Origin of the sequence: Paraburkholderia caffeinitolerans (assembly GCF_902859945.1) — a bacterium.
Lineage (GTDB): Bacteria > Pseudomonadota > Gammaproteobacteria > Burkholderiales > Burkholderiaceae > Paraburkholderia > Paraburkholderia caffeinitolerans.
In genome coordinates this window covers 199,491-221,422 of record NZ_CADIKL010000002.1, presented here as the reverse complement: position 1 = coordinate 221,422, position 21,932 = coordinate 199,491, and the positions used below count along the sequence as shown (strand labels likewise).

19 protein-coding genes are annotated in these 21,932 nt (G+C 63.5%); 7 read left to right on the top strand and 12 right to left on the bottom strand.

Annotated features, from left to right (window positions below; genetic code table 11):
• Window positions 1-15: 15 nt before the first annotated feature.
• From HV773_RS02645 to HV773_RS02625, 5 genes are all read left to right on the top strand, one after another.
• Window positions 16-1,074: a DUF1338 domain-containing protein gene (locus tag HV773_RS02645; RefSeq protein WP_129563466.1), complete on the top strand. Its 1,059-nt coding sequence runs from the start codon at window positions 16-18 to the stop codon at window positions 1,072-1,074.
• A gap of 1 nt (window position 1,075) precedes the next feature.
• The gene (locus HV773_RS02640) at window positions 1,076-4,045 is read left to right on the top strand and encodes an FAD-binding and (Fe-S)-binding domain-containing protein (protein ID WP_129563465.1); all 2,970 of its coding nucleotides are present in this window, start codon (window positions 1,076-1,078) and stop codon (window positions 4,043-4,045) included.
• A gap of 105 nt (window positions 4,046-4,150) precedes the next feature.
• Complete coding sequence (gene amaB / locus HV773_RS02635) at window positions 4,151-5,650, top strand: L-piperidine-6-carboxylate dehydrogenase (RefSeq protein ID WP_129563464.1); 1,500 nt, start codon at window positions 4,151-4,153, stop codon at window positions 5,648-5,650.
• A gap of 115 nt (window positions 5,651-5,765) precedes the next feature.
• Complete coding sequence (locus HV773_RS02630; RefSeq protein WP_129563463.1) at window positions 5,766-6,977, top strand: aminotransferase-like domain-containing protein; 1,212 nt, start codon at window positions 5,766-5,768, stop codon at window positions 6,975-6,977.
• Between the two features lie 140 nt (window positions 6,978-7,117).
• Window positions 7,118-8,392, top strand: coding sequence for an HAD family hydrolase (locus HV773_RS02625; RefSeq protein WP_175194180.1), 1,275 nt, complete (start codon window positions 7,118-7,120; stop codon window positions 8,390-8,392).
• Window positions 8,393-8,523: 131 nt separating this feature from the next.
• Here HV773_RS02625 and HV773_RS02620 read toward each other — a convergent pair whose 3' ends face one another.
• The 4 genes from HV773_RS02620 to HV773_RS02605 form a co-directional block, all read right to left on the bottom strand.
• Entirely contained in the window at window positions 8,524-8,994 is a 471-nt protein-coding gene (locus HV773_RS02620) for a nucleoside deaminase (protein ID WP_129563462.1), read from the bottom strand.
• A 29-nt stretch (window positions 8,995-9,023) separates the two neighbouring features.
• Window positions 9,024-9,359: a hydroxyisourate hydrolase gene (uraH, locus tag HV773_RS02615; protein WP_129563461.1), complete on the bottom strand. Its 336-nt coding sequence runs from the start codon at window positions 9,357-9,359 to the stop codon at window positions 9,024-9,026.
• A gap of 70 nt (window positions 9,360-9,429) precedes the next feature.
• Complete coding sequence (gene uraH, locus HV773_RS02610; protein ID WP_129563460.1) at window positions 9,430-9,957, bottom strand: hydroxyisourate hydrolase; 528 nt, start codon at window positions 9,955-9,957, stop codon at window positions 9,430-9,432.
• A 3-nt stretch (window positions 9,958-9,960) separates the two neighbouring features.
• Complete coding sequence (locus HV773_RS02605) at window positions 9,961-11,304, bottom strand: MFS transporter (protein ID WP_129563459.1); 1,344 nt, start codon at window positions 11,302-11,304, stop codon at window positions 9,961-9,963.
• A gap of 396 nt (window positions 11,305-11,700) precedes the next feature.
• Here HV773_RS02605 and HV773_RS02600 point away from each other — a divergent pair, with 396 nt between their 5' ends.
• Together HV773_RS02600 and uraD are read left to right on the top strand one after the other, a co-directional pair.
• Window positions 11,701-12,639, top strand: a complete 939-nt coding sequence (locus tag HV773_RS02600; RefSeq protein ID WP_129563458.1) for a LysR substrate-binding domain-containing protein — start codon at window positions 11,701-11,703, stop codon at window positions 12,637-12,639.
• A 113-nt stretch (window positions 12,640-12,752) separates the two neighbouring features.
• On the top strand, window positions 12,753-13,280 hold the full coding sequence (uraD, locus tag HV773_RS02595) for a 2-oxo-4-hydroxy-4-carboxy-5-ureidoimidazoline decarboxylase (RefSeq protein WP_129563457.1): 528 nt from the start codon (window positions 12,753-12,755) through the stop codon (window positions 13,278-13,280).
• Window positions 13,281-13,377: 97 nt separating this feature from the next.
• Here the strand turns inward: uraD and HV773_RS02590 are convergent, their stop codons facing one another.
• The 8 genes from HV773_RS02590 to hyfB all read right to left on the bottom strand — a co-directional run bounded on the left by HV773_RS02590 (window position 13,378) and on the right by hyfB (window position 21,707).
• Window positions 13,378-13,860 (bottom strand): RES family NAD+ phosphorylase, encoded by a 483-nt coding sequence (locus tag HV773_RS02590; RefSeq protein WP_129563456.1) that lies wholly within the window; start codon window positions 13,858-13,860, stop codon window positions 13,378-13,380.
• Window positions 13,857-14,363, bottom strand: a complete 507-nt coding sequence (parS, locus tag HV773_RS02585) for a type II RES/Xre toxin-antitoxin system antitoxin (protein WP_129563455.1) — start codon at window positions 14,361-14,363, stop codon at window positions 13,857-13,859. Before parS ends, HV773_RS02590 begins: the two co-directional genes overlap by 4 nt.
• A 193-nt stretch (window positions 14,364-14,556) precedes the next feature.
• Window positions 14,557-15,075 carry an NADH-quinone oxidoreductase subunit B family protein gene (locus HV773_RS02580; RefSeq protein ID WP_129563454.1) on the bottom strand — a complete coding sequence of 173 codons (519 nt, stop codon included), beginning with the start codon at window positions 15,073-15,075 and terminating at the stop codon, window positions 14,557-14,559.
• Complete coding sequence (locus HV773_RS02575) at window positions 15,072-16,634, bottom strand: hydrogenase large subunit (RefSeq protein WP_129563453.1); 1,563 nt, start codon at window positions 16,632-16,634, stop codon at window positions 15,072-15,074. Before HV773_RS02575 ends, HV773_RS02580 begins: the two co-directional genes overlap by 4 nt.
• 3 nt (window positions 16,635-16,637) lie before the next feature.
• Window positions 16,638-18,098 carry a hydrogenase 4 subunit F gene (locus tag HV773_RS02570; protein WP_129563452.1) on the bottom strand — a complete coding sequence of 487 codons (1,461 nt, stop codon included), beginning with the start codon at window positions 18,096-18,098 and terminating at the stop codon, window positions 16,638-16,640.
• Entirely contained in the window at window positions 18,091-18,750 is a 660-nt protein-coding gene (locus tag HV773_RS02565; RefSeq protein WP_129563451.1) for a formate hydrogenlyase, read from the bottom strand. The genes HV773_RS02570 and HV773_RS02565 overlap by 8 nt, the downstream gene beginning before the upstream one ends.
• A complete protein-coding gene (locus tag HV773_RS02560) occupies window positions 18,751-19,701 on the bottom strand; it encodes a respiratory chain complex I subunit 1 family protein (protein WP_129563450.1) in 951 nt (316 codons plus the stop codon).
• A complete protein-coding gene (hyfB, locus tag HV773_RS02555; RefSeq protein ID WP_129563449.1) occupies window positions 19,698-21,707 on the bottom strand; it encodes a hydrogenase 4 subunit B in 2,010 nt (669 codons plus the stop codon). The genes HV773_RS02560 and hyfB overlap by 4 nt, the downstream gene beginning before the upstream one ends.
• Window positions 21,708-21,932: the final 225 nt, after the last annotated feature.

The window sequence follows — 21,932 nt, the reverse complement described above, 5'->3', positions numbered from 1 at the left end:
ATTTGGGAGATGGCAATGAGAAATTCGAATGTTGAAAGCCTGCTGCATGGTTTGCTGGGTGCGCAAAAGACCGAGCGTCTCTTTGCGACGCTGAATATCCCCGCGCTGCTGCAGGAATGGGAAGAAGGCGTGGTCACGCGCGCCGAACTCGCGCAAGCGATGAATATGGCGCTGTTCGAGGACCTGCTCGAACGCTCGCCCAACGGCCGCAACTACACCAACGACGCGATTGCGCAGGGTGGTTCGGTGTACTTCGATCATGGCGCGCTGCGCACGGTGCGCTGGGCGCATAGCGGCGCGCTGCCGCCCGGCGAGGCTGCCTTTACGCGCATCCTGCTGCCGCTCGGCTTCAAGCTCAATGGCCGCTACCCGCTGGACAAGCTCGGCATGACCGGGCGCGCGTATGTGCACGAGGACGCGCCGGACGAGATTGCGCAGTTCTTTGTGAGCGAATTGCATCCGGAGCGCTTCTCGAAGGAGTTTCAGCAGGCTGTGTCCAACGTGCTGGGCACTTCGCGCGATCCGCTCACGCCGCTCGCATGCTCGCAGCTTGCCGAGCTCGCACGCGACGGCTATCTGCCGCTCGAAACGGCGCGCGAATTGTTGCCCGTGATCGTCGGCGCATTTTCGCGTCAGCACGAAGCGCCTAGTGTCAAAGACTACGAAACGCTGCTGCTCGAATCAGCGGAAATGGCCTGGATCGCGACGGAGGGCAACGCATTCAATCATGCGACCGACCGCGTGGCCGACGTGTTCAAGCTCTCCGACGACGAGAAGGCGAAGGGCCGTCCGATGAAGCCCGATGTCGAGCGCTCGCGCTCGGGCCGTGTGTTCCAAACCGCCTATCGTGCTGATATCGTGCTGCGCGATCTGCGCCAGAGCGATGGCGGCACGGTCAAGCGCGAGGTGCCGGGCTCGTTCTACGAATTCATCACGCGCAAGCGCATCTTCAATCAGGCCACGCGCCAGTGGGAAACCGATCTGCGCTTCGACGCCGGTAACGCCACGGGCATCTTCAAGATGACCGCCAATACGGCTAATAACGCCGCCAACACCTCTGCGGCCGGGAAGTAAATTGAAAGCCGCCACTCCGTATCAGGCCAGCGAAGACGTGCTGCAAGGCGTTCAAGCCGATCTTCACCGCGCGCTGCGCGGCGAAGTCCGGTTCGATGCCGGATCGAAGGCGCTCTATGCTTCGGATGCTTCGAACTACCGGCAAATTCCGCTTGGCGTGGTGGTGCCCGCCGACGTGGAGGATCTCGTCGCCGCAGTGGCGGTTTGCAAGCGTCACGACGTACCGTTCCTGACGCGTGGCGGCGGCACCTCGCAAAACGGCCAATGCGTGAACGTCGCCGTGGTGGCGGACGCCAGCAAGTACGTGAACCGGGTGGTGTCCGTGGACCCGGTCGGGAAGACGGCAATCGTGGAACCCGGTGTCGTCTGCGACTCGCTGCGCGATGCCGCCGAGGAGCACGGCCTCACGTTCGCGCCCGATCCGGCAACGCACAGCCGCTGCACGCTCGGCGGCATGATTGCGAATAACTCCTGTGGAGCGCATTCGGTGATGGCGGGCAAGACGGCTGAGAACGTCGAAGCCCTGGAGGTCCTGACGTACGATGGCGCGCGCTTCTGGGTCGGCCCGACCAGCGAAGGGGAGTTGGACGCGATCATCGCCGAAGGCGGCCGTCGCGGCGAAATCTATCGGCGCCTGCGCGCTCTGCGCGATCGCTACGCAGCGCACATTCGCGACGAGTTTCCACAAATCAAGCGGCGCGTCTCGGGCTTCAACCTCGACCAGTTGCTACCGGAGCACGGCTTCAACGTTGCGCGCGCGCTCGTGGGAACCGAAGGCACGTGCGCGATTACGCTGCAGGCCAAGGTGCGGCTCGTGCATAGCCCGGCTTCTCGCGTGCTGCTCCTGCTCGGCTTCAAGGATATCTACGTTGCGGCGGATGCGGTGCCGCATTTCACACGCTTTACTCCCATCGCCATCGAAGGCCTCGATCGTGGCATCGTGCGCGGCCTGCAGGCGCGCGGCCTCAAGAGCGAGGAGATCGCGCTGCTGCCGCACGGCGACGCGTGGGTCGTGCTCGAGTTCGGGGCTGATTCGATGGAGGACGCGACGCGCCAGGCAAAAGCGGCGGAGCGCCATTTTCTGGCGGCTGAGGCGTGCGCCGACGTGACGGGCTTCGTCGTCACGGAAAAAGCGCTACAGCAGAAGATCTGGTCGATACGCGAGACCGGCGCATCGGCGGTTGCTTTGTCGATCGACCCAAACAAGCCCGACCCGATGGTGGGCTGGGAAGATGCTGCCGTGGATCCGGAGCGGCTGGGCGACTATCTGCGGAATTTTCAGGCCCTGGTTGACCGCTACGGCTACGACACCTGCCTGTACGGCCACTTCGGTGACGGCTGCGTGCACGCGCGCATTACCTTCGATATCCGCACGGCGGAAGGCGTCCTCAAATGGAGAGGATTCCTTCGTGAAGCGGCGCAGCTCGTCGTGGATTTCGGCGGCTCGCTCTCGGGCGAACATGGCGACGGGCAAGCCAAGGCGGAATTCCTGCCGATCATGTACGGCCCGGAGATCATGCAGGCGATGGAAGAGTTCAAGGCCATCTGGGACCCGGCGAATCGCTTGAACCCAGGCAAGGTCGTGAACGCCTACCGCGTCGACGAAAACTTGCGCATGGGGCCTTCATACAAGCCCGTGACGCTCACGACGAAGCTGAGCTTCGAAAGTCCCGAGGGCGATGGCATGCAACGCGCGGTCGAGCGCTGCATCGGCATGGGCAAGTGTCGCTCACTCGACGGCGGCACGATGTGCCCGAGTTTTCGCGCCACCCGCGAAGAGCGCTTCTCGACGCGCGGCCGCGCGCATCTCTTCTGGGAGATGTTGCAGGGCGAGGTTATCAAAGACGGCTGGAATAGTACGGAAGTCAAGGAGGCGCTCGACGCTTGCCTCGCCTGCAAGGGGTGCAAGTCCGATTGTCCGACGCATACGGACATGGCCTCGTACAAGGCGGAGTTTCTATCGCACTACTATGAAAACCATCGCCGGCCGCGGCAGGCGATGTTCATGGGGCGAATCGGGCAATGGGCGCCATGGGCGAGCCGCTTCTCGCGGCTTGCGAACTTCGCGATGTCTTCGCCGTCGCTGGCGCGCATCGGCAAATGGGTCGCGGGCGTGGCCGCCGAGCGCGATCTCCCGGTTTTCGCGCCGAAGTCGTTCAGGGCGTCGAGTGCGGAAAAACATGCAGAGCGCGGTGCGCTGCGCAATGTGGCTCGCCAAAAGGTGATCCTCTGGGTCGACACCTTCAACGATCATTTCTCGCCGCAGGTTGCTTCGGCCGCCATGGAGGTTCTGGAGCGCATCGGCTACGAAGTGGTGCTGCCCCGCAAACGGCTGTGCTGCGGACGCCCGCTCTACGACTACGGTCTCCTCGATGAGGCGCGGGCGTTGCTATCCGACATTGTCGAAGCGCTCGCGGACGACATCCGCAGCGGCGTGCCGGTGGTCGGGCTCGAGCCGGGTTGCCTGTCGGTGTTCAAGGATGAGTTGCTGAAGCAGCTTCCGGGCAACGATATTGCGCGGCGGCTCTCGCAGCAAAGCTTCCTCTTTTCGGATTTCGTCTCGCAAGCCCAATTCGAATGGCCGGCGCTCGATGCGGATGTGCTGGTGCATGGGCATTGCCATCAAAAGTCGCTGTTCGGCATGAAGGGCGAAACGGCCTTGCTGAACAAGCTGGGGGTGCGCTGGACGCTCCTCGATACCGGCTGCTGCGGTATGGCAGGATCGTTTGGCTTCAATGCCGCCCACTACGAACTGTCGATGAAGATTGGAGAGGACAAGCTACTGCCGCTTGTGCGGCAAGCGCCGCGCGAGACGCTGGTGGTGACGAATGGATTTAGCTGCCGCGAGCAGATCGCGCAGGGCGCTGGACGGCACACGCTGCATATCGCGGAGCTTGCGTTGCGCTCGCTTGCACGAGGGCAGTCCACCCGGCTCGAACCCGTGTCCGGTTGCGCTGAGGAAACAGTATAAAGCGGCTTAAAACGACTTGAATCGGCTTAAATCGGCGTCGATCATCCCGATGAATTCAACGTCGTCAATTTTTTGAATCAGCATTATCAAGAGGTCATACATAGCATGAAAGCATCGAGCATTCTCAAGGAACTCGGCATTGCTCATCTGGCGGAAGCCGGCGATATCGCAGTCCATTCGCCGATCGACGGCGCACTGATTGGTCGCGTTCCCAGCGAGCCGGTCGCCAACGTGGACGCGTTGCTCGACAAGGCGCAGGCCGCGTTCAAGGTCTGGCGCAACGTACCGGCGCCGCGCCGCGGCGAGCTCGTGCGTATTCTCGGCAACAAGCTGCGTGAGAAAAAGCAGGCGCTTGGCAGCATCATTACGCTCGAAACCGGCAAGATCCTTCAGGAGGGCTTGGGTGAAGTCCAGGAAATGATCGACATCTGCGATTTTGCAGTGGGACTTTCGCGGCAGCTTTACGGCCTGACCATCGCCTCGGAGCGGCCCGGCCATCGCATGGCGGAAAGCTGGCATCCGCTGGGCGTTTGCACCGTGATCTCCGCATTCAATTTCCCGGCGGCGGTGTGGTCGTGGAATGCGGCGCTCGCGCTTATTTGCGGCAATGCCGTGATCTGGAAGCCTTCGGAAAAAACGCCGCTCACGGCGCTCGCGGTCGACGGCATCCTTCAGGACGCCCTCAAAGAGTTTGGCGACGCGCCCGAGGGCCTGACGATGCTGATCAATGGCCGGCGCGAAGTCGGCGAAAAGCTCGTGGCCGATCCGCGCTCGAACATCGTCAGTGCGACCGGCAGCACGGAAATGGGTCGCGCCGTCGGCATCGAAGTGGCGCGCCGCTTCGGACGCTCGATCCTGGAACTCGGCGGCAACAATGCCGGCATCGTGTCGAATACCGCGAACCTCGAACTGGCACTGCGCGGCATTCTCTTCGCGGCTGTCGGCACGGCGGGCCAGCGCTGCACGACGTTGCGCCGGCTGTTCGTGCACGAGAGCGTTTACGACAAGACAGTCGAGCGCCTCAAGGCGTTTTACGGCAAGGTGACTATCGGCAATCCGCTGGAGCAGGGCACGCTGATGGGCCCGCTGATCGACGAGCAATCGTTTGGCCGCATGCAGGCCGCGCTCGCGCAAGCGAAGGCCGAAGGGGGCAAGGTGTTCGGCGGCGAACGCCACGTCGTGAGCGGCAACGAGCAGGGTTTCTACGTGCGTCCCGCGATTGTCGAGATGCCGTCGCAAACTGAGAGCGTGCTCACGGAAACCTTCGCACCGATCCTTTACGTGCTCAAGTACAGCGATTTCGACGCTGCCATTGAGGCTAACAACGCGGCTCACCACGGTCTCTCGTCGTGCGTGTTTACAACGGATATGCGCGAGAGCGAGCGTTTCCTTTCGGCTTGCGGCAGCGATTGTGGCATCGCGAACGTGAATATTGGCCCGAGCGGCGCGGAGATTGGCGGCGCATTCGGCGGCGAAAAGGAAACGGGTGGCGGACGCGAATCCGGCTCCGATGCGTGGAAGGGCTATATGCGCCGTGCGACCAACACCGTGAACTACTCGTCGGCATTGCCGCTTGCGCAAGGCATCGATTTCAACATCGACTGAAAGCGCCAGCCGGCCCGCTTCATTCATAGTTACGCCGTCCGGTAGCACTTTCTCCGGACGGCGGCTCACCACCGTTTCGATCCATTCCGGTTCTTCACCTCTCTCGAACGACACCATGTACGCGTTCACGACTCCGTTCCATCAGCCTTCGGGTTCACCGATTCGCGAGCTCTTCAAGTATCTCAGCGAGCCCGGCATGATTTCGTTCGCGGGCGGCTATCCGGCCAGCGATTTGTTCGATGTGGAAGGCTTGCGGCTCGCGGCGCAGCGCGCTTACGATCCCGCGGTTCAGTGCCTCCAATATGGGCCCACGGATGGACTGCCGGCGCTCAAGCGTGAAATCGTGGCGCTAATGGGCCGGCGTGGCGCAGTGTGCGAAGCCGACGAGGTGATGGCGACCACGGGCTCGCAACAGGGGCTCGATTTGCTGCTGCGCGTGCTGGTCGAACCCGGCGACGTCGTGCTCACCGAAGAGCCCGCCTATCCCGCGACTTTGCAGGCGTTCCGGTTGCAGCGTGCAAAGATCGTGACGGTTCCGATCGATGCGCAGGGGATTCAGGTGGAGAAGCTCGCGGCGCTGCTGGAATCGGGCGCATGCGGCAAGCCGAAGCTGCTTTACACCGTGCCGACCTTTGCGAACCCCACCGGCGCGACGCTGTCCGCCGAGCGTCGGCGCGCGCTGCTCGCGCTGGCGGTCAAATATCGTTTCGTGGTGGTCGAGGACGATCCCTATGGCGATCTGCGCTTTGCAGGCGCGCCGCTGCGCTCTCTGCTCGCCGAGGCGGAGCAGATCGACGGCGCGCGCGACTGGGTCGTGCATTTCGCGAGCCTGTCCAAAATCGTTGCGCCTGGTCTGCGCGTGGGCTGGATGGTTGGTCCGCGCGAGATCGTGAGGCGTTGCGTCATCGCCAAGCAGACGGTCGATCTGTGCAGCTCGCCCTGGACTCAGGCGGTGGCGGCCGAATACCTGGCGGCTGGCGCGCTCGAACCTCATCTGCCGAAAATAACGGCGGCCTACGGCGTGAAATGCCGCGAACTGTGCTCCGCGTTGCGTGAGGAACTGGGGGAGGCCATCGAGTTTGCGCAGCCCGAAGGCGGCATGTTCGTGTGGGCTCGCTTGCCGGGCATCGACGCATCGGACCTGCTGGCGCGGGCGATCGAGCAGAAGATCATTTTCGTGCCCGGTAAAGCCTTCTTTGCCGATGCAGCCGATCAGGCTTCGTTGCGGCTTTCGTTTGCCGCGCCTGGCGTGGACGCGATCAGGGAAGGCGCGCGGCGCATGAAGCGGGCTTATGACGCGGTGGTGAAGGCAGGAAGGCCGTCATAGCGGGTTATACCGCTTTCGCATAATGTCGTTCGTGGACAGCTTGCCGTCGCACGGCGGTAAGGCGTTGTCATATTTCCGTCATATTTTCGTGTGCACGTGCCCTCGCACCCGAGGGGCCGTCATATCCACGGAGAGAGACCATGCAACGCCGCAAGTTTCTAAACACGATTGCCGTTGCCACCGCGGCCGGCGCGCTTGTCACCAGAGCAGGCGCTGCAGAAGCCGGAAAGCCTACAGCCGACGCGCTCGATCCGGCCCGCTGGTCGCCGCTGAACGCGGCGCGCCTGCAGTCGGTGCTCGACCAGCACGGCGTGAAAAGCAAGCAATACAACCCGAATCGTCGTCCATACGCGGTGTTCGATTGGGACAATACGTGCATCATGAACGACTGCGAAGAAGCGTTGCTGATGTACCAGATCGATCATCTGCAGTACAAATTGACGCCGGATGAATTCGTTCAGGTGATGTGGAGAGACGTGCCGAAGGGCCCGTTCATGAAGGACTACACCACGGTGGACGGCAAGCAGGTCACGATGGAGGACCTCGCCGCCGACGTCGAATCCGACTACCGCTGGCTGTATGCGAACTATAAGGGTCTCGCCGGCGACAAGAGCCTCGAAGTGATCCAGGAAACCGACCAGTTCAAGGATTTCCGCGCGAAGCTGTATTTCATGTACGACGCGATCTGCGATACGCATCCGCTCGAAGTCGGCTACAAGTGGATCATCTACTTCTACAGGAACATGACGACTGCCGAGGTGCAGGCGCTGGCGGCCGCCTCGAACGATCATGGGATCGGCGACGCGCTGCGCAAGGTGACGTATGAAAGCCCGAAGACGCTGCCTGGCAAAGCGGGTGTCGTGTCGGACCAGCATTTCCACGGCCTGCGCATTCATGAGGAAATTCGTGCGGTGATGCATACGCTGCGCGCCAACGGAATCGACGTTTATGTGAGCACCGCGTCGCTCGACGACATCGTGCGCGTTTTCTCCGGCCATCCGAACTACGGCTACGGCGTGCCGCCGGAAAACGTGATCGGCATGCGGCTGGAGATGCAGGACGGCAAGTACACGAGCAATTACAAGAGCGGCTGGTACTTCAACTACGGTCCGGGCAAGACTGCGGGTATTCGCGGCGAACTGGAGTCGAAGAAGGGCTATGGCCCGCTGCTCGTATTCGGCGACAGCGACGGCGACGCGTGGATGCTGCGCGACTTCAAGGACACAGCGGTCGGCGTGATCGTGAACCGGATGAAGAAGGGGGAGATTGGCAAGGACAGCAAGCTCGCGGCCGAGCAGATCGGCAACCCTGATGCACGCTTCATTTTGCAGGGCCGCGACGAGCGCACCGGGCTGATGATTCCGGATGAGAAATCGTTGAAGTACGGGAAGACGGAGCGCAAGCTGCTGGCGTGATGCGTGGCAGTCTGCCCCGGTTATGAAGAGGGGCTGCCGCCAAGGTTTGGCTCGCTTCGTAACCGGGCCTTCGCTCCAACGCCGCGTTCGCTTGCGGGTTGGAGCTTGGGGAGTTATTTACGGATGGGTTCTTAACCCTGCACGGCCTGCCACGCTTCATACAGGTCCTGCCCTTCGTCGCGTGCGCGGTGGTGGATCAGCTTCATCTCGCGCTGCTCGATCGGGCGCGCGATTTCCACGTAGCCGCGCGCGGCGGAGAGGTCATACGGCTCGCCTTCTTCGTTCGAGTAGGCGTAATACACCTTGCTGACGCCCGCCAGATACATTGCCGTCAAGCACATTGAGCACGGGTAGCCGCTCGCGTAGACCACTGCGCCGCTCAGATCCGTGCTGCCCTGGGCCTTGCTAGCAGCGCGCACTGCCTGCATTTCGGCATGTGCGCTGGGGTCGCAAAGCGCATCCACTTCATTGACCGAACGGGCCAGCACCTTGCCGTTGCGCACGAGCACGGCGCCGAAGGGCCAGGTCTTGCGCTCTTGCACGTTCTCCATGGCAAGGCGGATCGAGTCGACCAGATAAGTTTCAGTATCGGTATTGGACATGGGACGTCTCCATTGAAATGCGTTGAGGGTTAGCTGCCGCGATACGTGGAAAAGCACCACGGCGAGCAGAGCAGCGGCACGTGATAGTGCTGCACGGGATCGAATACGTTGAATCGCACCGGCACGACATCGGCCAGCGCCGACTGCTCCTTGAAATGCGTGCCGATGGCGAAACGCAATTCGAACTGTCCTGCTTTCGCTGCGCTGCCGGCCAGCATGGGTGCGTCGGTGCGGCCATCGGCGTTGCTGACCGTGCGGTTCAGCAGCTTCGGCGGTTTGACGCTCAGGTCGTAGAGTTCGATCGGCACGCCGGCGATGGGCTTGCCCGTCGTGAGGTCGAGTACATGAGTGCTGATGCCTGCCATTCGCTTGCTCCGGATTGGGTTGATCGGGTTTGATCGTCAGGTGGCGGCGCGGGCCGCTCAGCTGCCACGCTCAACTACCCCGGTAGTAGGTGTAATTCCACGGGCCGAACTGCACCGGCAGATGCAGCCGCTCCGCCGCGCTGCTGATGCGAAAGCGAATCGGCACCTTGGAGAGGAATGAGGGCGAACCAATCCGTGCGCCTTTCATCTGGAAGTAATCGTCCACATGCAGGAGCAACTCGTAATCGCCGGTGCGATAGCTGTCGCCGATCAGCAGCGGCTCGTCGGCGCGGCCGTTCTGGTTGACGCGCACCGTTTTGATCGGCACGGCGACATCGTTCTCGATGCGCGCGAACTCCACGTTCAGGCCCGTCGCGGGCATGCCGTGCCAGGTGTCGAGAATGTGGATCGTCAGGCGCGGGCTCGCGCCATGCAGCGAGATGGGGTCCGCGGATTGTGCGGGCTGCGCCGAAGACGCCGACGATGCGGCAGCAGTGGGCGTGCTCGCGAGCACCTGGCGCGACAGCAGCGCGCCGCCGGCCATGGTCATCGAGGCGAGAACGAATTGGCGGCGATTGGGTTTGCGAAGGTCGCTCATGGATCAGCCCTCCTTCGAGCGGCGAGCTTGCACGATGAAGAGGATCACCAGCGCCGCCGACAGCAACTCGATTCCGGCAACGAGGTACAGGCCGGGCGCGAGGCTGCCCGTGGCGGTCTTGACGAGGCCCAGCACATACGGCGCGCCGAAGCCGGCGAGGTTGGACACCGAGTTGATCAGCGCCACGCCGATGGCTGCCGCACTGCCGGCCAGATACAGGTTCGGCAATTGCCAGAACACGGGAATGGCGCTCATGGTGCCGGCCAGTGCGATCACCATCGCGGCCATCGTGAAGGCGGGGGCAATGCCGTGGAAGCCGAGCATGGCGGCCAGGGCGGCCATGGCCAGCGCGCCGCAGCCCGCCGGGACGGCGAAGTGCCAGCGCACTTCCTTGTTGCGGTCGGAGCGTGCGCCGTTCAGGATCATGCCCGCCGCGCCGAACACATAGGCGAATGCCGCAATCCAGCCAATCACGAGGGTCGAACCGAAGCCCGAGTCGCGGATGATGGTCGGAATCCAGAACGTGAGCGCCGAATTCGCGCACAGCAGGCAGAAGAAGATTGCGATCAGCAGCCACACTTTCGGGTTGCTGAACAGCGTGCGCCAGTCATGACCGCGTTCGCCGAGCGCGCGCTTGTCCTGCTCCAGAATGTTCTGGAGGACCTGCTTTTCGGAAACGGTCAGCCACTTTGCATGATCGGGGCGGTCGGTCATGTAGAAGAACGCCACGATGCCGGCCACGATCGACGGAATGCCTTCGATCACGAACAGCCATTGCCAGCCGTGATGGCCGCTCACGCCGTCCATCGAGGTCATGATGGTGCCCGCGAGCGGGCCGCCCAGCACGCCAGCAATTGCGGAGGCCGACATGAAGGTGCCGAACGCCTTCGCGCGGCGGCTGCTCGGATACCAGTAGGTCAGGTAAAGAATAATGCCCGGATAGAAGCCGGCTTCGAATGCGCCAAGCAAAAAGCGCAAGAGATAGAACTGTGTCGGGGTGCGAACGAATGACTGGAGGATGCAGATAATGCCCCAGCCGATCGTGATGCGCATGATGGTCTTCTTCGCGCCGATTTTCTGCAGCAGCGCGTTCGAAGGCACTTCGAAAAAGAAATAACCGAGAAAGAAAATGCCGGCGCCGAGGCCGTAGACCGCTTCGCTGAATTTCAGCGTATCGAGCATTTGCAGCTTGGCAAAGCCGATATTGACGCGGTCGAGCCAGGCAAGAACCCAGAGGATGCAAAGGAACGGCAGCAAACGCCAGGACACCTTGCGATAAACGGCATCCTCGATCGAAGCATCGGCGCCGGAATAGACCGTAGACGCATTCTGCTCAGTGACGGACATGAATGTCTCCTGAAAGAGATCGACCTTTCAAGGCTGGAGATGCAAGCACCGATGCAACCACCTCATACGTGGCGGTTCGTCGGAAACGACTTGTGCATCGTCGCCTCGCAGGGCCGTGTATTTGTAGTGAGTCGTGACCATATCGCAGGGGTATGGGGGCTGATAGCGAGGAGGTGTTATAGGCTCTATATCAAACTGAAAAGCAGCCGATCCGGCGTGGTTTGGAGGGAAACGCCGCGAGCCCGGATAATCCCGGCAAGGGCCATGACGCCCCGATTTTCAGCCGCGCCGGGCGGGACGTGCCGCGCTCATGGCGATGCGCCATGCATCGGCAACCGTTGACGGCGTGCGGCTATCAACGGCAAAGTGCCACTGATTCATCAACAGGAAGTCACCATGCGCAATGACGATCCGCTCGACACCTATCTTCTGCGGGTTCTATGCACCCTCGTGGAAGAACGAAGCGTGTCGCGCACCGCCATTAGAATGAACCAGTCTCAACCCGCGCTCAGCACGGCGCTCAAGCGCTTGCGCAAGCTGTTCGGCGACCCGCTGCTGACCCGCGAAAAGAACGTGATGGTGCCCACCGAGCGAGCGATCCAGCTGGTACAGGACGCCCAGGTCGCGCTCAGTGCATTGGACAAGATGCTCAGCGCCGACGAGGCCTTCGACCCCGAGCGCTCCGAACGCACCTTCACGATAGCGATGCCCGATTACCTCGCGCCGCCGTTTCTCGCCGACCTGGTGAGCCGGTTCCGGCGCAGCGCGCCGAATTCGAAGCTCGTGACCTTGCCGATGGGCGCGGACTACGACTATGAAAAGGCGCTCGCGGAAGGGCAGGTGGACATCGTGATCGGCAACTGGCCGGCGTCTCCCGAGCATCTGCACATGAGCGTATTGCTCGAAGACGAAGTGGTGTGCCTGATGGCGAAGGATCATCCGCTCACGCGCCCCGGCAAGCTGACCGCCGAAAGCTATATTCAGGCGTCGCATCTGGTGCCGCTGCCGTATTCGAGTTCGCAGCGCGGGGTGGTGGAGAGCTCGCTCGCCACGCTGCGGCTTTCGCGGGGGCGTCAGGTGTCGTGCCCATATTTCAGCCTCGCGCCGTATCTCGTGAGCGACTCGGATCTCATTCTGACCACGGCGCGGCATTTCGCGGCCTACTATGCGCGCCGCCTGCCGCTGATCATCAAGCCCGCGCCGTTCGACTTTCCGCTGATGCGCTTTTACGCGCTATGGCATCCGAACAAGCATCGTGCAAAAGCGCATATCTGGTTGCGAGGCCTCATTGCCGAAAGCGTCACGGTATTGAGAACCGTGGCGGGCGGTGCATAGCGCGCCTGAATTCGCGGGTTGATATACGGCCCATAGTGCTTGCCCGCTAACGCACCGCCCGAGTCGATTTCTATACTCGAAGCCTCACTCCTGCTTCGAGGACTTTAACGACGATGTCCCAGATTACTCTCGACACTCCCAATCTCGCCGCGATCAACGCCATGGCGAAGGATCAGTTCGTCCACGCGCTGGGCGATATTTTCGAGCACTCGCCCGATGTGGCCGAAGACGCGTGGGGCGCACGTCCGTTCCAGTCCGTGGATGCCCTCCATGATGCGATGATGGACAGCATCCGCGGTCGCGACGTTTCGGCAATCAAGGCATTCTTCGATCGCCACCCGGAATTGTCCGCCGAGGCCGTGCGGCGCGGCGGCTTGACGGCGGCGTCGACCGACGAGCAGAGCAGCGCCGGTTTGCACGCGCTCTCGCAGGAAGAAGAGGCGCAATTGCAGCAGATGAATCGTGAGTACCGCGAACGGCATGGCTTTCCGTTCATCATCTGCGTTCGCCATTACACCAAGGCCGGGATTTTCTTCGAACTGAAGAACCGTGTCGCGCGCGATACGGCATTCGAAGTCGACTACGCGCTTAATCAGATCAAGGCGATTACGCGTGGGCGCTTGAATCAGCGAGTGGCTTGAGGCTGCCCGACCAACGGGGATATCCATCCCCGGCCAGCGATTGAGGCCCCTGCGCGCGTCTTGCGCCAGGGGCCGTGCCAATTCACCGACATCGGATTCATCGCGTCGTCTGACCGAACAGGCGTGGATCCAGCGTAAAGGGTTCGACGCTGATGACCTCGACGCTTTCCATTTCCGGATGCATCGGGTTCAGCAGCAGATTGAAATCGCTTGGACAGATGACTGACGGTACCCGCATCCCCAGTTGCTCGCCCGCTTCGAGCCATTGCCGGCCAAGCGCCCGTGTCTGCCCGGGTTCGCGCGTCAGGTCCGCCCAGCCTTCGGGTAGTTGCGGTACGAACGCATGGGTGTAGACCGGGTCCGGCACTTCCAGCGTCACAAGAAAATAACCACCGGCCGGCAATAAGCCCGCCATGTGCACCAGCGCCTCGAGCAGGGCGGTCGAGGCATGACAGCAGGTGTAGAGCACCCGCATGCCTCGCGGGTTCCAGCGGCCGCCCGCGAGCGCCGCACCATTGCCGCTCAGGTCGTCGGCGCGGTAATACCCACGCCTTTCTTTCGCGAGGCGATAAAGCCTCATGCAGACACGCCGTGAATGACGCGCAGCAGAATCTCGCGCACGCGGTCGTAACCTGGCTGCGAGTCGAGCACCTCGAGCGGGCAGAGCCCGCCCAGTTCGGCGTTCGATCGCTGCATCCACTCGGCGGCCAGCGCCGCATCCTCAAACACTTCCATAGCGAGTTGACGCACGTACAGCACGCGTGCAACGCGATCCGACTCAGCGGGCGAAAGACGCTCCTCGCGTGCCATCTTGCGCAGGATGGTCGAGCTCGGCAGATTGAGGTGCGCGAGCAGCGTCTGGACCGGCACGTGCAACAGGTCCTTAGCCACGCGCTCGATGATTGCCGCTTCCATGCCTTCGCGGATCTGCCGGCGCTGCTCGAGCGGATCGAATCTGACGAGGAACGTTTCGATATCGTCGTGGCGGGCGCCGGGGTGGCCTGAGGCGACCAACGACTTGCGGGCATGCCTCGCAGCCGGGCGCGCGGCCGCTTGACGGCCGGACGATTGATTCAGGGTCATGATGTGATTCTCCCAGATGGGAATGTCCTTGCTCTCATTCTAGATATATCTCAAACGGATGTCAAGGCACTCTCATTTGAGCGTCCGCTATGCAGGCTGCGCGCTGGCTGCATTCCGCAAATGTATGAGGTTATGTTTGGCGAGCGCGTCGGCAAGGGCGCGGTTGCCATGCGATTTGGCCTTGCGGGTATCGTCACTTTCCCGAAGCCCGCAGCGCCGCGAGAATGCCTCTCATCAGTTCGAGCGGCGAAGGCGGGCATCCCGGAATGCTCACATCCACGGGAATAAGCTGCGAGAGCGCGCCGCAAACTGCGTAGCTATCCTTAAAGATGCCACCCGTGCAGGCACACTCGCCGGCCGCCACGACCAGCTTGGGCGCTGGCGTGGCCTCGTAAGCCAGCCGAACCGCTTCACGCATATTCAACGCGAGCGGTCCGGTCACCAGCAGCATATCCGCGTGGCGTGGGCTCGCGACGAAGCGAATCCCCAGTCCCTCGATGTTGTAGTACGGGTTGCCGAGCGCGTGAATCTCCAGCTCGCAGCCATTGCACGAACCCGCATCGATTTGCCGGATGCACAGCGCGCGGCCGAGCACGTCGAGCATCTGCTGATGCAGGTGCTGGGCCTTCGTGCGCCAGTCGTCGCCGCCCTCCGGCAGCGCTGGTGCGGGAGCGCGGGTGCTGGCGATCCGCTTGAGAAGTTGCCACGTCACAGGTCGTGCCCCGCGTAACAGAGGTTGAACGATTTGTTGATCAGCGGGAAGTCGGCCACGATATTGCCGATGATCGCCACTTCGATGGCGGGCCAGTTTTGCCACGACGGATCATGGCAGTGGCAGCGGGCCAGCATGCCGTCTCCCGTGGTTTCCAGCGCGACGAACACTTCGCCGCGCCAGCCTTCGATCCAGCCTGCGCCAAACGACGGTGCGTGCGCAGTGTCGGGCTGCACGGCAACGCCGCCGGGCGGCAGGCCCGCGATGATCGCGCGAATCTGCCGTAGCGATTCGTCCACCTCGCGAAAGCGCAGCGCCACGCGCGCGGCCACGTCGCCGCGCTCATCGCTGGCGTGGCGTGCGCCGATTTCGCGGTACGGCGTGGGGCCGTGGTCCACGCGCAAGTCCATCGCCGATCCGCTCGCCCGCGCGGCGAGGCCGCATACGCCGAGCCGGGCCGCCACGGCAGGCGTGAGCGTGCCCGTTTTCGCAAAACGGTCCTGCAATCCGGCGTGATCGTCGTAGATGCGCCGCATCGAATGAACCTCGTGCTCGATGTGCTCGCACTGCGCGACGATCGCGCTGGCCTGTTGCGGATCGAGATCGCGCGCCACGCCGCCGGGCTCGATCGCATCGAATAGATAGCGGTGGCCGAACGCGCGTTCGTTCAGGCGCAGCCAGTCCTCTTTCATGCGCGAGAACTGCGCGAGCCCGAGCGCGAATCCAGCGTCGTTGCCGAGCGCGCCCAGATCGCCGAGATGATTGGCGATTCGCTCGCGCTCTAGCAGCAGCGCACGCAGCCATTGCGCGCGCGCGGGAATCGTCGTGCCGAGCGCGCGTTCGAGCGCCATGCAATACGCCCATGCGAAAGCGACGCTGCTGTCACCGGCAATGCGGGCCGCCACGCGATGGCCGGCCAGCGCCGGCGTGCGTTCGAACAGGCGCTCGATGCCGCGATGCGCGTAGCCAAGCCGCTCTTCGAGTCGCAGTACTTTTTCGCCGACCACGGAGAAGCGAAAGTGCCCGGGTTCGATGGTGCCCGCGTGGATCGGTCCCACCGCGATTTCGTGCACGCCTTCGCCTTCGACGCGTGTGAAGGCGTAATCGGCCTCGTTCGATTCGAAGCGCTCCGTGCCCGATGCCGATTGGCGCAGCGGGAAATAGTCGGCGGGCCAGTTGCCGTGATTCAGCCACGGGCGCACATCGCTGGCGCCATGGGCGCGCAGGCCGGTCAGATCGTGGACGGCGCGCTGCATGCGCGCCGCGCAGGGAAACAGCGCGGAAATGTCGGGGTACGCGCCGTCTCCAGATGCTGCATTGCCGAGCGATAGCCGGACCCATAGCAGACCGTCTTCGACGGCATACGCGGCGTTTGCGCTGAGCGTGCCGTCGCGGCTCTCGTCGCCCCAGATCGAGATCAGGCGTCCGCCGCTTGCGTCGACGTCGGCAGCGAGGCTCAGCCATGCAGCGGCGTCGACTTGCGCGACGAGCGCCGCCGGCGTGTCGGCGAAAGTGGCGAGGCGCATGAGGCCGCGCGAGTGGAGTGTATCGATGCGCATCGATCAACCTGCGAGCACTGCCCCCGCTGCGCGATACCATGCCGCGAGCCAGGACGGAATGTAGAGCCCGAGCATGAGCCCGATGCCCAGATGAATGAACACCGGCAGCAGCGCCGGGCGGTATTCGAGCCGGCGCGCGGTCGATTCGCCGAACGCCATGCCCTGCATGCGCCGGAAAATGACCGCGAAGGCCACCACGAGCGCGAGCATCAGCAAGGGCACGGTCCACGGCAGCGTTTGCAACGCCGTCGTGAGAATCAGGAATTCGCTTGCGAACACGCCGAACGGCGGCATGCCGAGAATCGCGAGCGTGCCCAGCACCATGCCCCAGCCGACCACGGGGCTCGTGCGCACGAGGCCGCGAATGCCAACGATCGCCTGGGTGCCGGTCTTCTGCGCGGCATGGCCGACGCTGAAGAAAATCGCCGATTTGATCAGCGCGTGCGCGCTCATATGGAGCAGGCCCGCGAAGGTCGCCACGGGGCCGCCCAGGCCGAACGCGAAGGTCATCATGCCCATGTGCTCGATCGACGAGAACGAGAACAGGCGCTTGGCGTCGGTCTGCCTGAATAGCGAGAACGTCGCGAGCAGCACGGAAACGAGCCCGAAGCCTGCCAGCAGGTGTCCGGGTAAGCCGTTCTGGAGCGCGCCGTCGGCGAGCACCTTGCAGCGGAGCACCGCGTAGAGCGCCACGTTGAGCAGCAAACCCGAGAGCACGGCGGAAATCGGCGTCGGGCCTTCGGCGTGCGCGTCGGGCAGCCAGTTGTGCATCGGTACGAGTCCGACCTTGGTGCCATAGCCGATCAGCAAGAACACGAACGCGAGCGACACGATGGCGGGATCGAGGCTCGCCTTCGCGGCGTTCAGGCTCGTGAGCAGCAGCGCGTCGTCGCCGCCCAGCACGCGGCTCGCGGCGAGGTACAGCAAGATCGTGCCGAACAGCGCCTGCGCAATGCCCACGCCGCAGAGGATGAAGTACTTCCATGCGGCGTCGAGGCTGGCCGCTGTGCGATAGACCGCCACCAGCAGCACGGCTGCGAGCGTCGCGGCTTCCATCGCGACCCACAGAACGCCCATATTGTTGGTCAGGAGCGCAAGCAGCATCGCGAAGACGAACAACTGATACATGGCGTGATAGAGCCGCGTGCGGTTCGCGCTCATGCGGCCGCGTTCGCGCTCGACGCGCATATACGGTTTCGAAAAGAGCGCCGTGGTCCAGCCGACCAGCGCGGTGAGCGCCACGAGAAACGCGTTGAACGAGTCGACGTGAAACGCATGGCCGAACGCGAACGATGCGCCTTGCGTCAGGGTTCGCTGCGCGAGCCAGAGCGCCGCTGCGAGCGTGAGCAGGCTGAAGGCCGCGTTCAAGTCGGGCGCGAAGCGGCGCGCGCCCACGAGCGCGAGGCTTGCACCGGCGAAGAGCGGCAGGCCGAGCACCGCTGCGAGAATCCAGGCACTACTCATCTTTGCGTGCTTCGAGGTGGTGAATGTCGAGGCTGTCGAACTGCTCGCGAATCTGGAACATAAACACGCCGAGGATCAGCATGCCCACGAGCACGTCGAGCCCGACGCCGAGTTCGACGATCATCGGCATGCCGTTGGTGGCGGCTGCTGCCGCGAAAAAGAGCCCGTTCTCCATCGAGAGGAACGCGATCACCTGCGGCACCGCTTTCGCGCGCGTGATCATCATCATGAACGAGAGCAGCACGCACGCGAGCGCGATGCCGAGCGTGCCGCGCGCCACCGACGCGGCGAACTGCGTGACCGGCAGCGCCACGTTGAAGGCCACCACCACGAGCACGATGCCCGTGAGCAGCGTGGCGGGGATGTTGAGCAACGGTTCCACGTCGCTCGTGATGGCCAGGCGCCGCACGAGGCGATAGAGCAGCCACGGAATCAGCCCCACCTTGAGCACGAGCGTGAGCGCCGCGGAAATATAGAGGTGCGTGTCGGCGGTCACGTAGCCGAGCACGAGGTTGGCCAGCACGAGCGTGACGCCCTGCAGCGTGTAGAGATGGATCAGCGCGAGAATGCGCCGCTGGCTCAGCATCGCGAACGAGATGAGCAGCAGGATTGCGGCGAGAAAGTTGATGATCTGCGTGGCGAGGCCGTGCATTCATGCCCCCAGCAGGAAATGGACGAGCATGCCGATCACCGCGAGCAGGTAAGCCGTGGCGAGAAACTCGGGTACGCGAAAGAGCCGCATTTTCGCGTTGAGCGTTTCCACGAGCGCGAGCAGCGCGCCGCCCACCAGCAGCTTGACGAACAGCGCGGGCACGGCCAGTAGCAGCGCGAGTGGGTTGCCCGTTTCGGCAATGCCCCACGGCACGAATAGCGCGAGGCCGATGCACGAATAGGCGAACAGCTTCAGGCTCGCGGCCCATTCGATCAGCGCGAGATGGCGGCCCGAGTATTCGAGAATCAGCGCCTCGTGAATCATCGTGAGTTCGAGGTGCGTGGCGGGATTGTCGACGGGCAGGCGCGCGTTCTCCGCGAGCGAGACCATGGCGAACGCGATGCCCGCGAACGCAAGGCTCGGGTAGATGGCGAGCTGGCCGTGGCTCAGTGTTTCGACGATGCGCGTGAGGCCGGTCGATTGCGTAATCAGCGAGGCGGAAAACAGCACCATGAGCAGCGCGGGCTCGGCGAGAAAGCCCACCAGCATTTCGCGCCGCGCGCCGAGCGTGCCGAACGCGGTGCCTGTGTCCATGGCGGCGAGCGAGATCGTCACGCGCGCGAGGGCGAACAGGCCCACGAGGGCGATTGCATCGGCGGCTGGCGAAAGCGGCAGGTCGGTCGAGAGCGTGGGCACGATCGCGCAGGCCAGCGTCATGCAGCCAAGCACCACATAAGGCGCGAGACGCGTGATCGGGCTCGCGTGCAGCGCAACCACCGACTCCTTGTTGAAGAGCTTGTGCAGCGTGCGGTACGGTTGCCACAGGCTTGGCCCGCGTTTGCCCTGAAGCCGCGCACGGCAGATGCCGATCCAGCCCGAAAGCAGCGGCGCGGCGGCCAGCGCCACCAGAATTTCGAGCCCTTGCGAGAGCGCTCCGGATAGCGTGATCATCGGCGCACCAGTATGAGCAAGGTGATGAGCGCGAGAAAGCTGCACGTGAGGTAGACCGCGATGCGGCCCGCCTGCAATCGACCCGCGAGTGCGCCTAGCCAGTGCAGGCCGCGAGCGAGCGGCGCGTAGATCCAGGCCCACGTGCGGTCGGAGGCCGTGACGCGATAAGTTGGCTGTGCATCGAACGGCGACGGCACGCTGCGCTCGATGCGGAACAACGGTGCGAAGATTTCGCGGATCGGCTGGCCGAAGCCCTCGGCCGAATCCTGCATGCGCGCGGTGACGAACGGGTTGCCGCACGCCCATGGCGCCGCGCGGCGCAGCCGTCCGTGATAGAAGCGCCGCACGAGCAGGTAAGCGAGCGCGCAGCAGCCCACAAAGAACGCGAGGAAAACGGCGGGCATGTAGCTCGCACGCTCGACGCCGGTGGGCGCGAGCAGCAGCCAGCCGCCCGCCTGCATTGCCGCACCGAGATCGGCGCCCGCGAGCTGCCGGACGACGGGCGTGAGCGCGCGCACCATCTGCACCGGCATGAGGCCGAGCAGCACGCAGGCGGCGACAAACCAGCCGAAGCCCGCGCGCTCCCAGCGGCCGGCGTCGCGCGCACGGGCCAGCGACGCCTCGCGCGGCTGCCCGAGAAACACGATGCCGAAGAACTTGACCATGGTGTAGCCCGCGAGCGCGGCGACCAGGGCGATCAGCGCGGCAATCAGCGGAATGGCCATGTTAAGGAATGCGTTCGGCAGCCCGGGCGTGAACAGAAAGCTTTGCAGCAACAGCCATTCGGACACGAAGCCCGAGAGCGGCGGCAGTCCGGCGCTCGCGAGCGCGCCGACGAGCGCAGCCCAGGCGGTCCAGGGCATGCGGTGAATCAGGCCGCCAAGGCGGCCGAGATTTCGCTCGCCCGTGGCGTGCAGCACCGCGCCGGTGCCGACGAACAGGAGACTCTTGAACGCGGCATGGCTCGCGATCTGATAAAGCAGCGCCGTCATGGCCAGCGCCGCGAGCCCGTTCATGCCGAACGCGCGAAACAGCACCGCGAGCCCGAGACTCACGAACATCAGGCCGATATTCTCGATCGACGAATACGCGAGCAGCCGCTTCATATCGGACTGGATCGCGCTGAACACCACGCCCAATAGCGCGGTGAAGAGGCCGAGCGCGAGCATCAGCACGCCCCACCAGGCGATTTGCAGATGTAGCAGGTCGAAGACCGTGCGCAGCAAGCCGTAGAGCCCGGCTTTCAGCACGAAGCCGCTCATGAGCGCCGAGACCGGCGAGGGCGCGGCGGGATGCGCTTCGGGCAGCCAGACATGAAGCGGAAATATGCCGGCCTTCGCGCCGAAGCCGGCCAGCGCGAGCAGGAAGGCCACCGATGCCCAGAACGGCGCGAGGTGCTGAGCGCGCATGGTGTCGAAAGTGTAGTCGCCGGTGCCAGCCTGTAGTAATCCGAATGAAATGATCAGCGCCAGCGCACCGGCATGCGAGATCAGGAAGTAGAGAAACGCCGCGCCGCGAATCTCGGCGATGCGGTGATTGCTCATGACGAGAAACGTGGCCGAGATCGTCAGCATTTCCCAGGCGACGAGAAAGCCGTACGCGTCGTTGGCGAGTAGAACCAGCGCGAGGCTTGCGAGGCACACGTGGTACTCGAAGCACAGCAGGCCCGGCGGCGTGCCTTCGCCCTTGCGGAAATAACCCGACGAAAACGCGCTCACGCCGGCGCTCACGAGGCCGAGCACGGCGAGAAAGTAGGCCGAAAGCGCGTCGATGCGCTCGTGGAACGGCAAACCTGGCAGGCCGATGGGTAGCACGAGCGTTTGCGCCGGGCCGCGCATGGCGTAGACGCCCAGCCCGAACAGCAGCACGCCGAGCAGCGCGCCAGCGGGAAACAGCCCATGCGCGACCACGCGCGTACGGCGCGCATACGCGAGGCCCGCGCACCCGATCGCCAGCCAGCCCGCAACGATGCCGAGCGCAAGCTGGATCACGAGGCGAGGTTCCATCGAGCCGGGTCTCCGCTGGGCTGGGCGAGTCGTGGGTGGGCGCTGGGTCTCATGCGGCTTTCAGGAGGAAAGCGCATGCGGTTAACACAGTATGTTAACAACATTAACATGCTATCAGAATCGATTTTACGTTTCCAGAGGGTGTTGGTATGCCCCAGGTGCGACCTGACGTACGTTTAAATGAGATGTTAAGATGATTAACATGCTATTGCACTTGGCTGGATC

Bases quoted from the DNA above. Each gene is read 5' to 3' on its own strand.
- uraH (WP_129563460.1), bottom strand. From the start codon at position 9,957: ATGAGCGACCTTCGCAAACCCAATCGCCGCCAATTCGTTCTCGCCTCG.
- HV773_RS02590 (WP_129563456.1), bottom strand. From the start codon at position 13,860: ATGAGGCTTTATCGCCTCGCGAAAGAAAGGCGTGGGTATTACCGCGCC.
- HV773_RS02600 (WP_129563458.1), top strand. From the start codon at position 11,701: ATGCGCAATGACGATCCGCTCGACACCTATCTTCTGCGGGTTCTATGC.
- HV773_RS02560 (WP_129563450.1), bottom strand. From the start codon at position 19,701: ATGATCACGCTATCCGGAGCGCTCTCGCAAGGGCTCGAAATTCTGGTG.
- HV773_RS02630 (WP_129563463.1), top strand. From the start codon at position 5,766: ATGTACGCGTTCACGACTCCGTTCCATCAGCCTTCGGGTTCACCGATT.
- hyfB (WP_129563449.1), bottom strand. From the start codon at position 21,707: ATGGAACCTCGCCTCGTGATCCAGCTTGCGCTCGGCATCGTTGCGGGC.
- HV773_RS02565 (WP_129563451.1), bottom strand. From the start codon at position 18,750: ATGCACGGCCTCGCCACGCAGATCATCAACTTTCTCGCCGCAATCCTG.
- HV773_RS02645 (WP_129563466.1), top strand. From the start codon at position 16: ATGAGAAATTCGAATGTTGAAAGCCTGCTGCATGGTTTGCTGGGTGCG.
- uraH (WP_129563461.1), bottom strand. From the start codon at position 9,359: ATGGCAGGCATCAGCACTCATGTACTCGACCTCACGACGGGCAAGCCC.
- parS (WP_129563455.1), bottom strand. From the start codon at position 14,363: ATGACCCTGAATCAATCGTCCGGCCGTCAAGCGGCCGCGCGCCCGGCT.
- HV773_RS02605 (WP_129563459.1), bottom strand. From the start codon at position 11,304: ATGTCCGTCACTGAGCAGAATGCGTCTACGGTCTATTCCGGCGCCGAT.
- HV773_RS02575 (WP_129563453.1), bottom strand. From the start codon at position 16,634: ATGCGCATCGATACACTCCACTCGCGCGGCCTCATGCGCCTCGCCACT.
- HV773_RS02620 (WP_129563462.1), bottom strand. From the start codon at position 8,994: ATGTCCAATACCGATACTGAAACTTATCTGGTCGACTCGATCCGCCTT.
- amaB (WP_129563464.1), top strand. From the start codon at position 4,151: ATGAAAGCATCGAGCATTCTCAAGGAACTCGGCATTGCTCATCTGGCG.
- uraD (WP_129563457.1), top strand. From the start codon at position 12,753: ATGTCCCAGATTACTCTCGACACTCCCAATCTCGCCGCGATCAACGCC.
- HV773_RS02570 (WP_129563452.1), bottom strand. From the start codon at position 18,098: ATGAGTAGTGCCTGGATTCTCGCAGCGGTGCTCGGCCTGCCGCTCTTC.
- HV773_RS02625 (WP_175194180.1), top strand. From the start codon at position 7,118: ATGCAACGCCGCAAGTTTCTAAACACGATTGCCGTTGCCACCGCGGCC.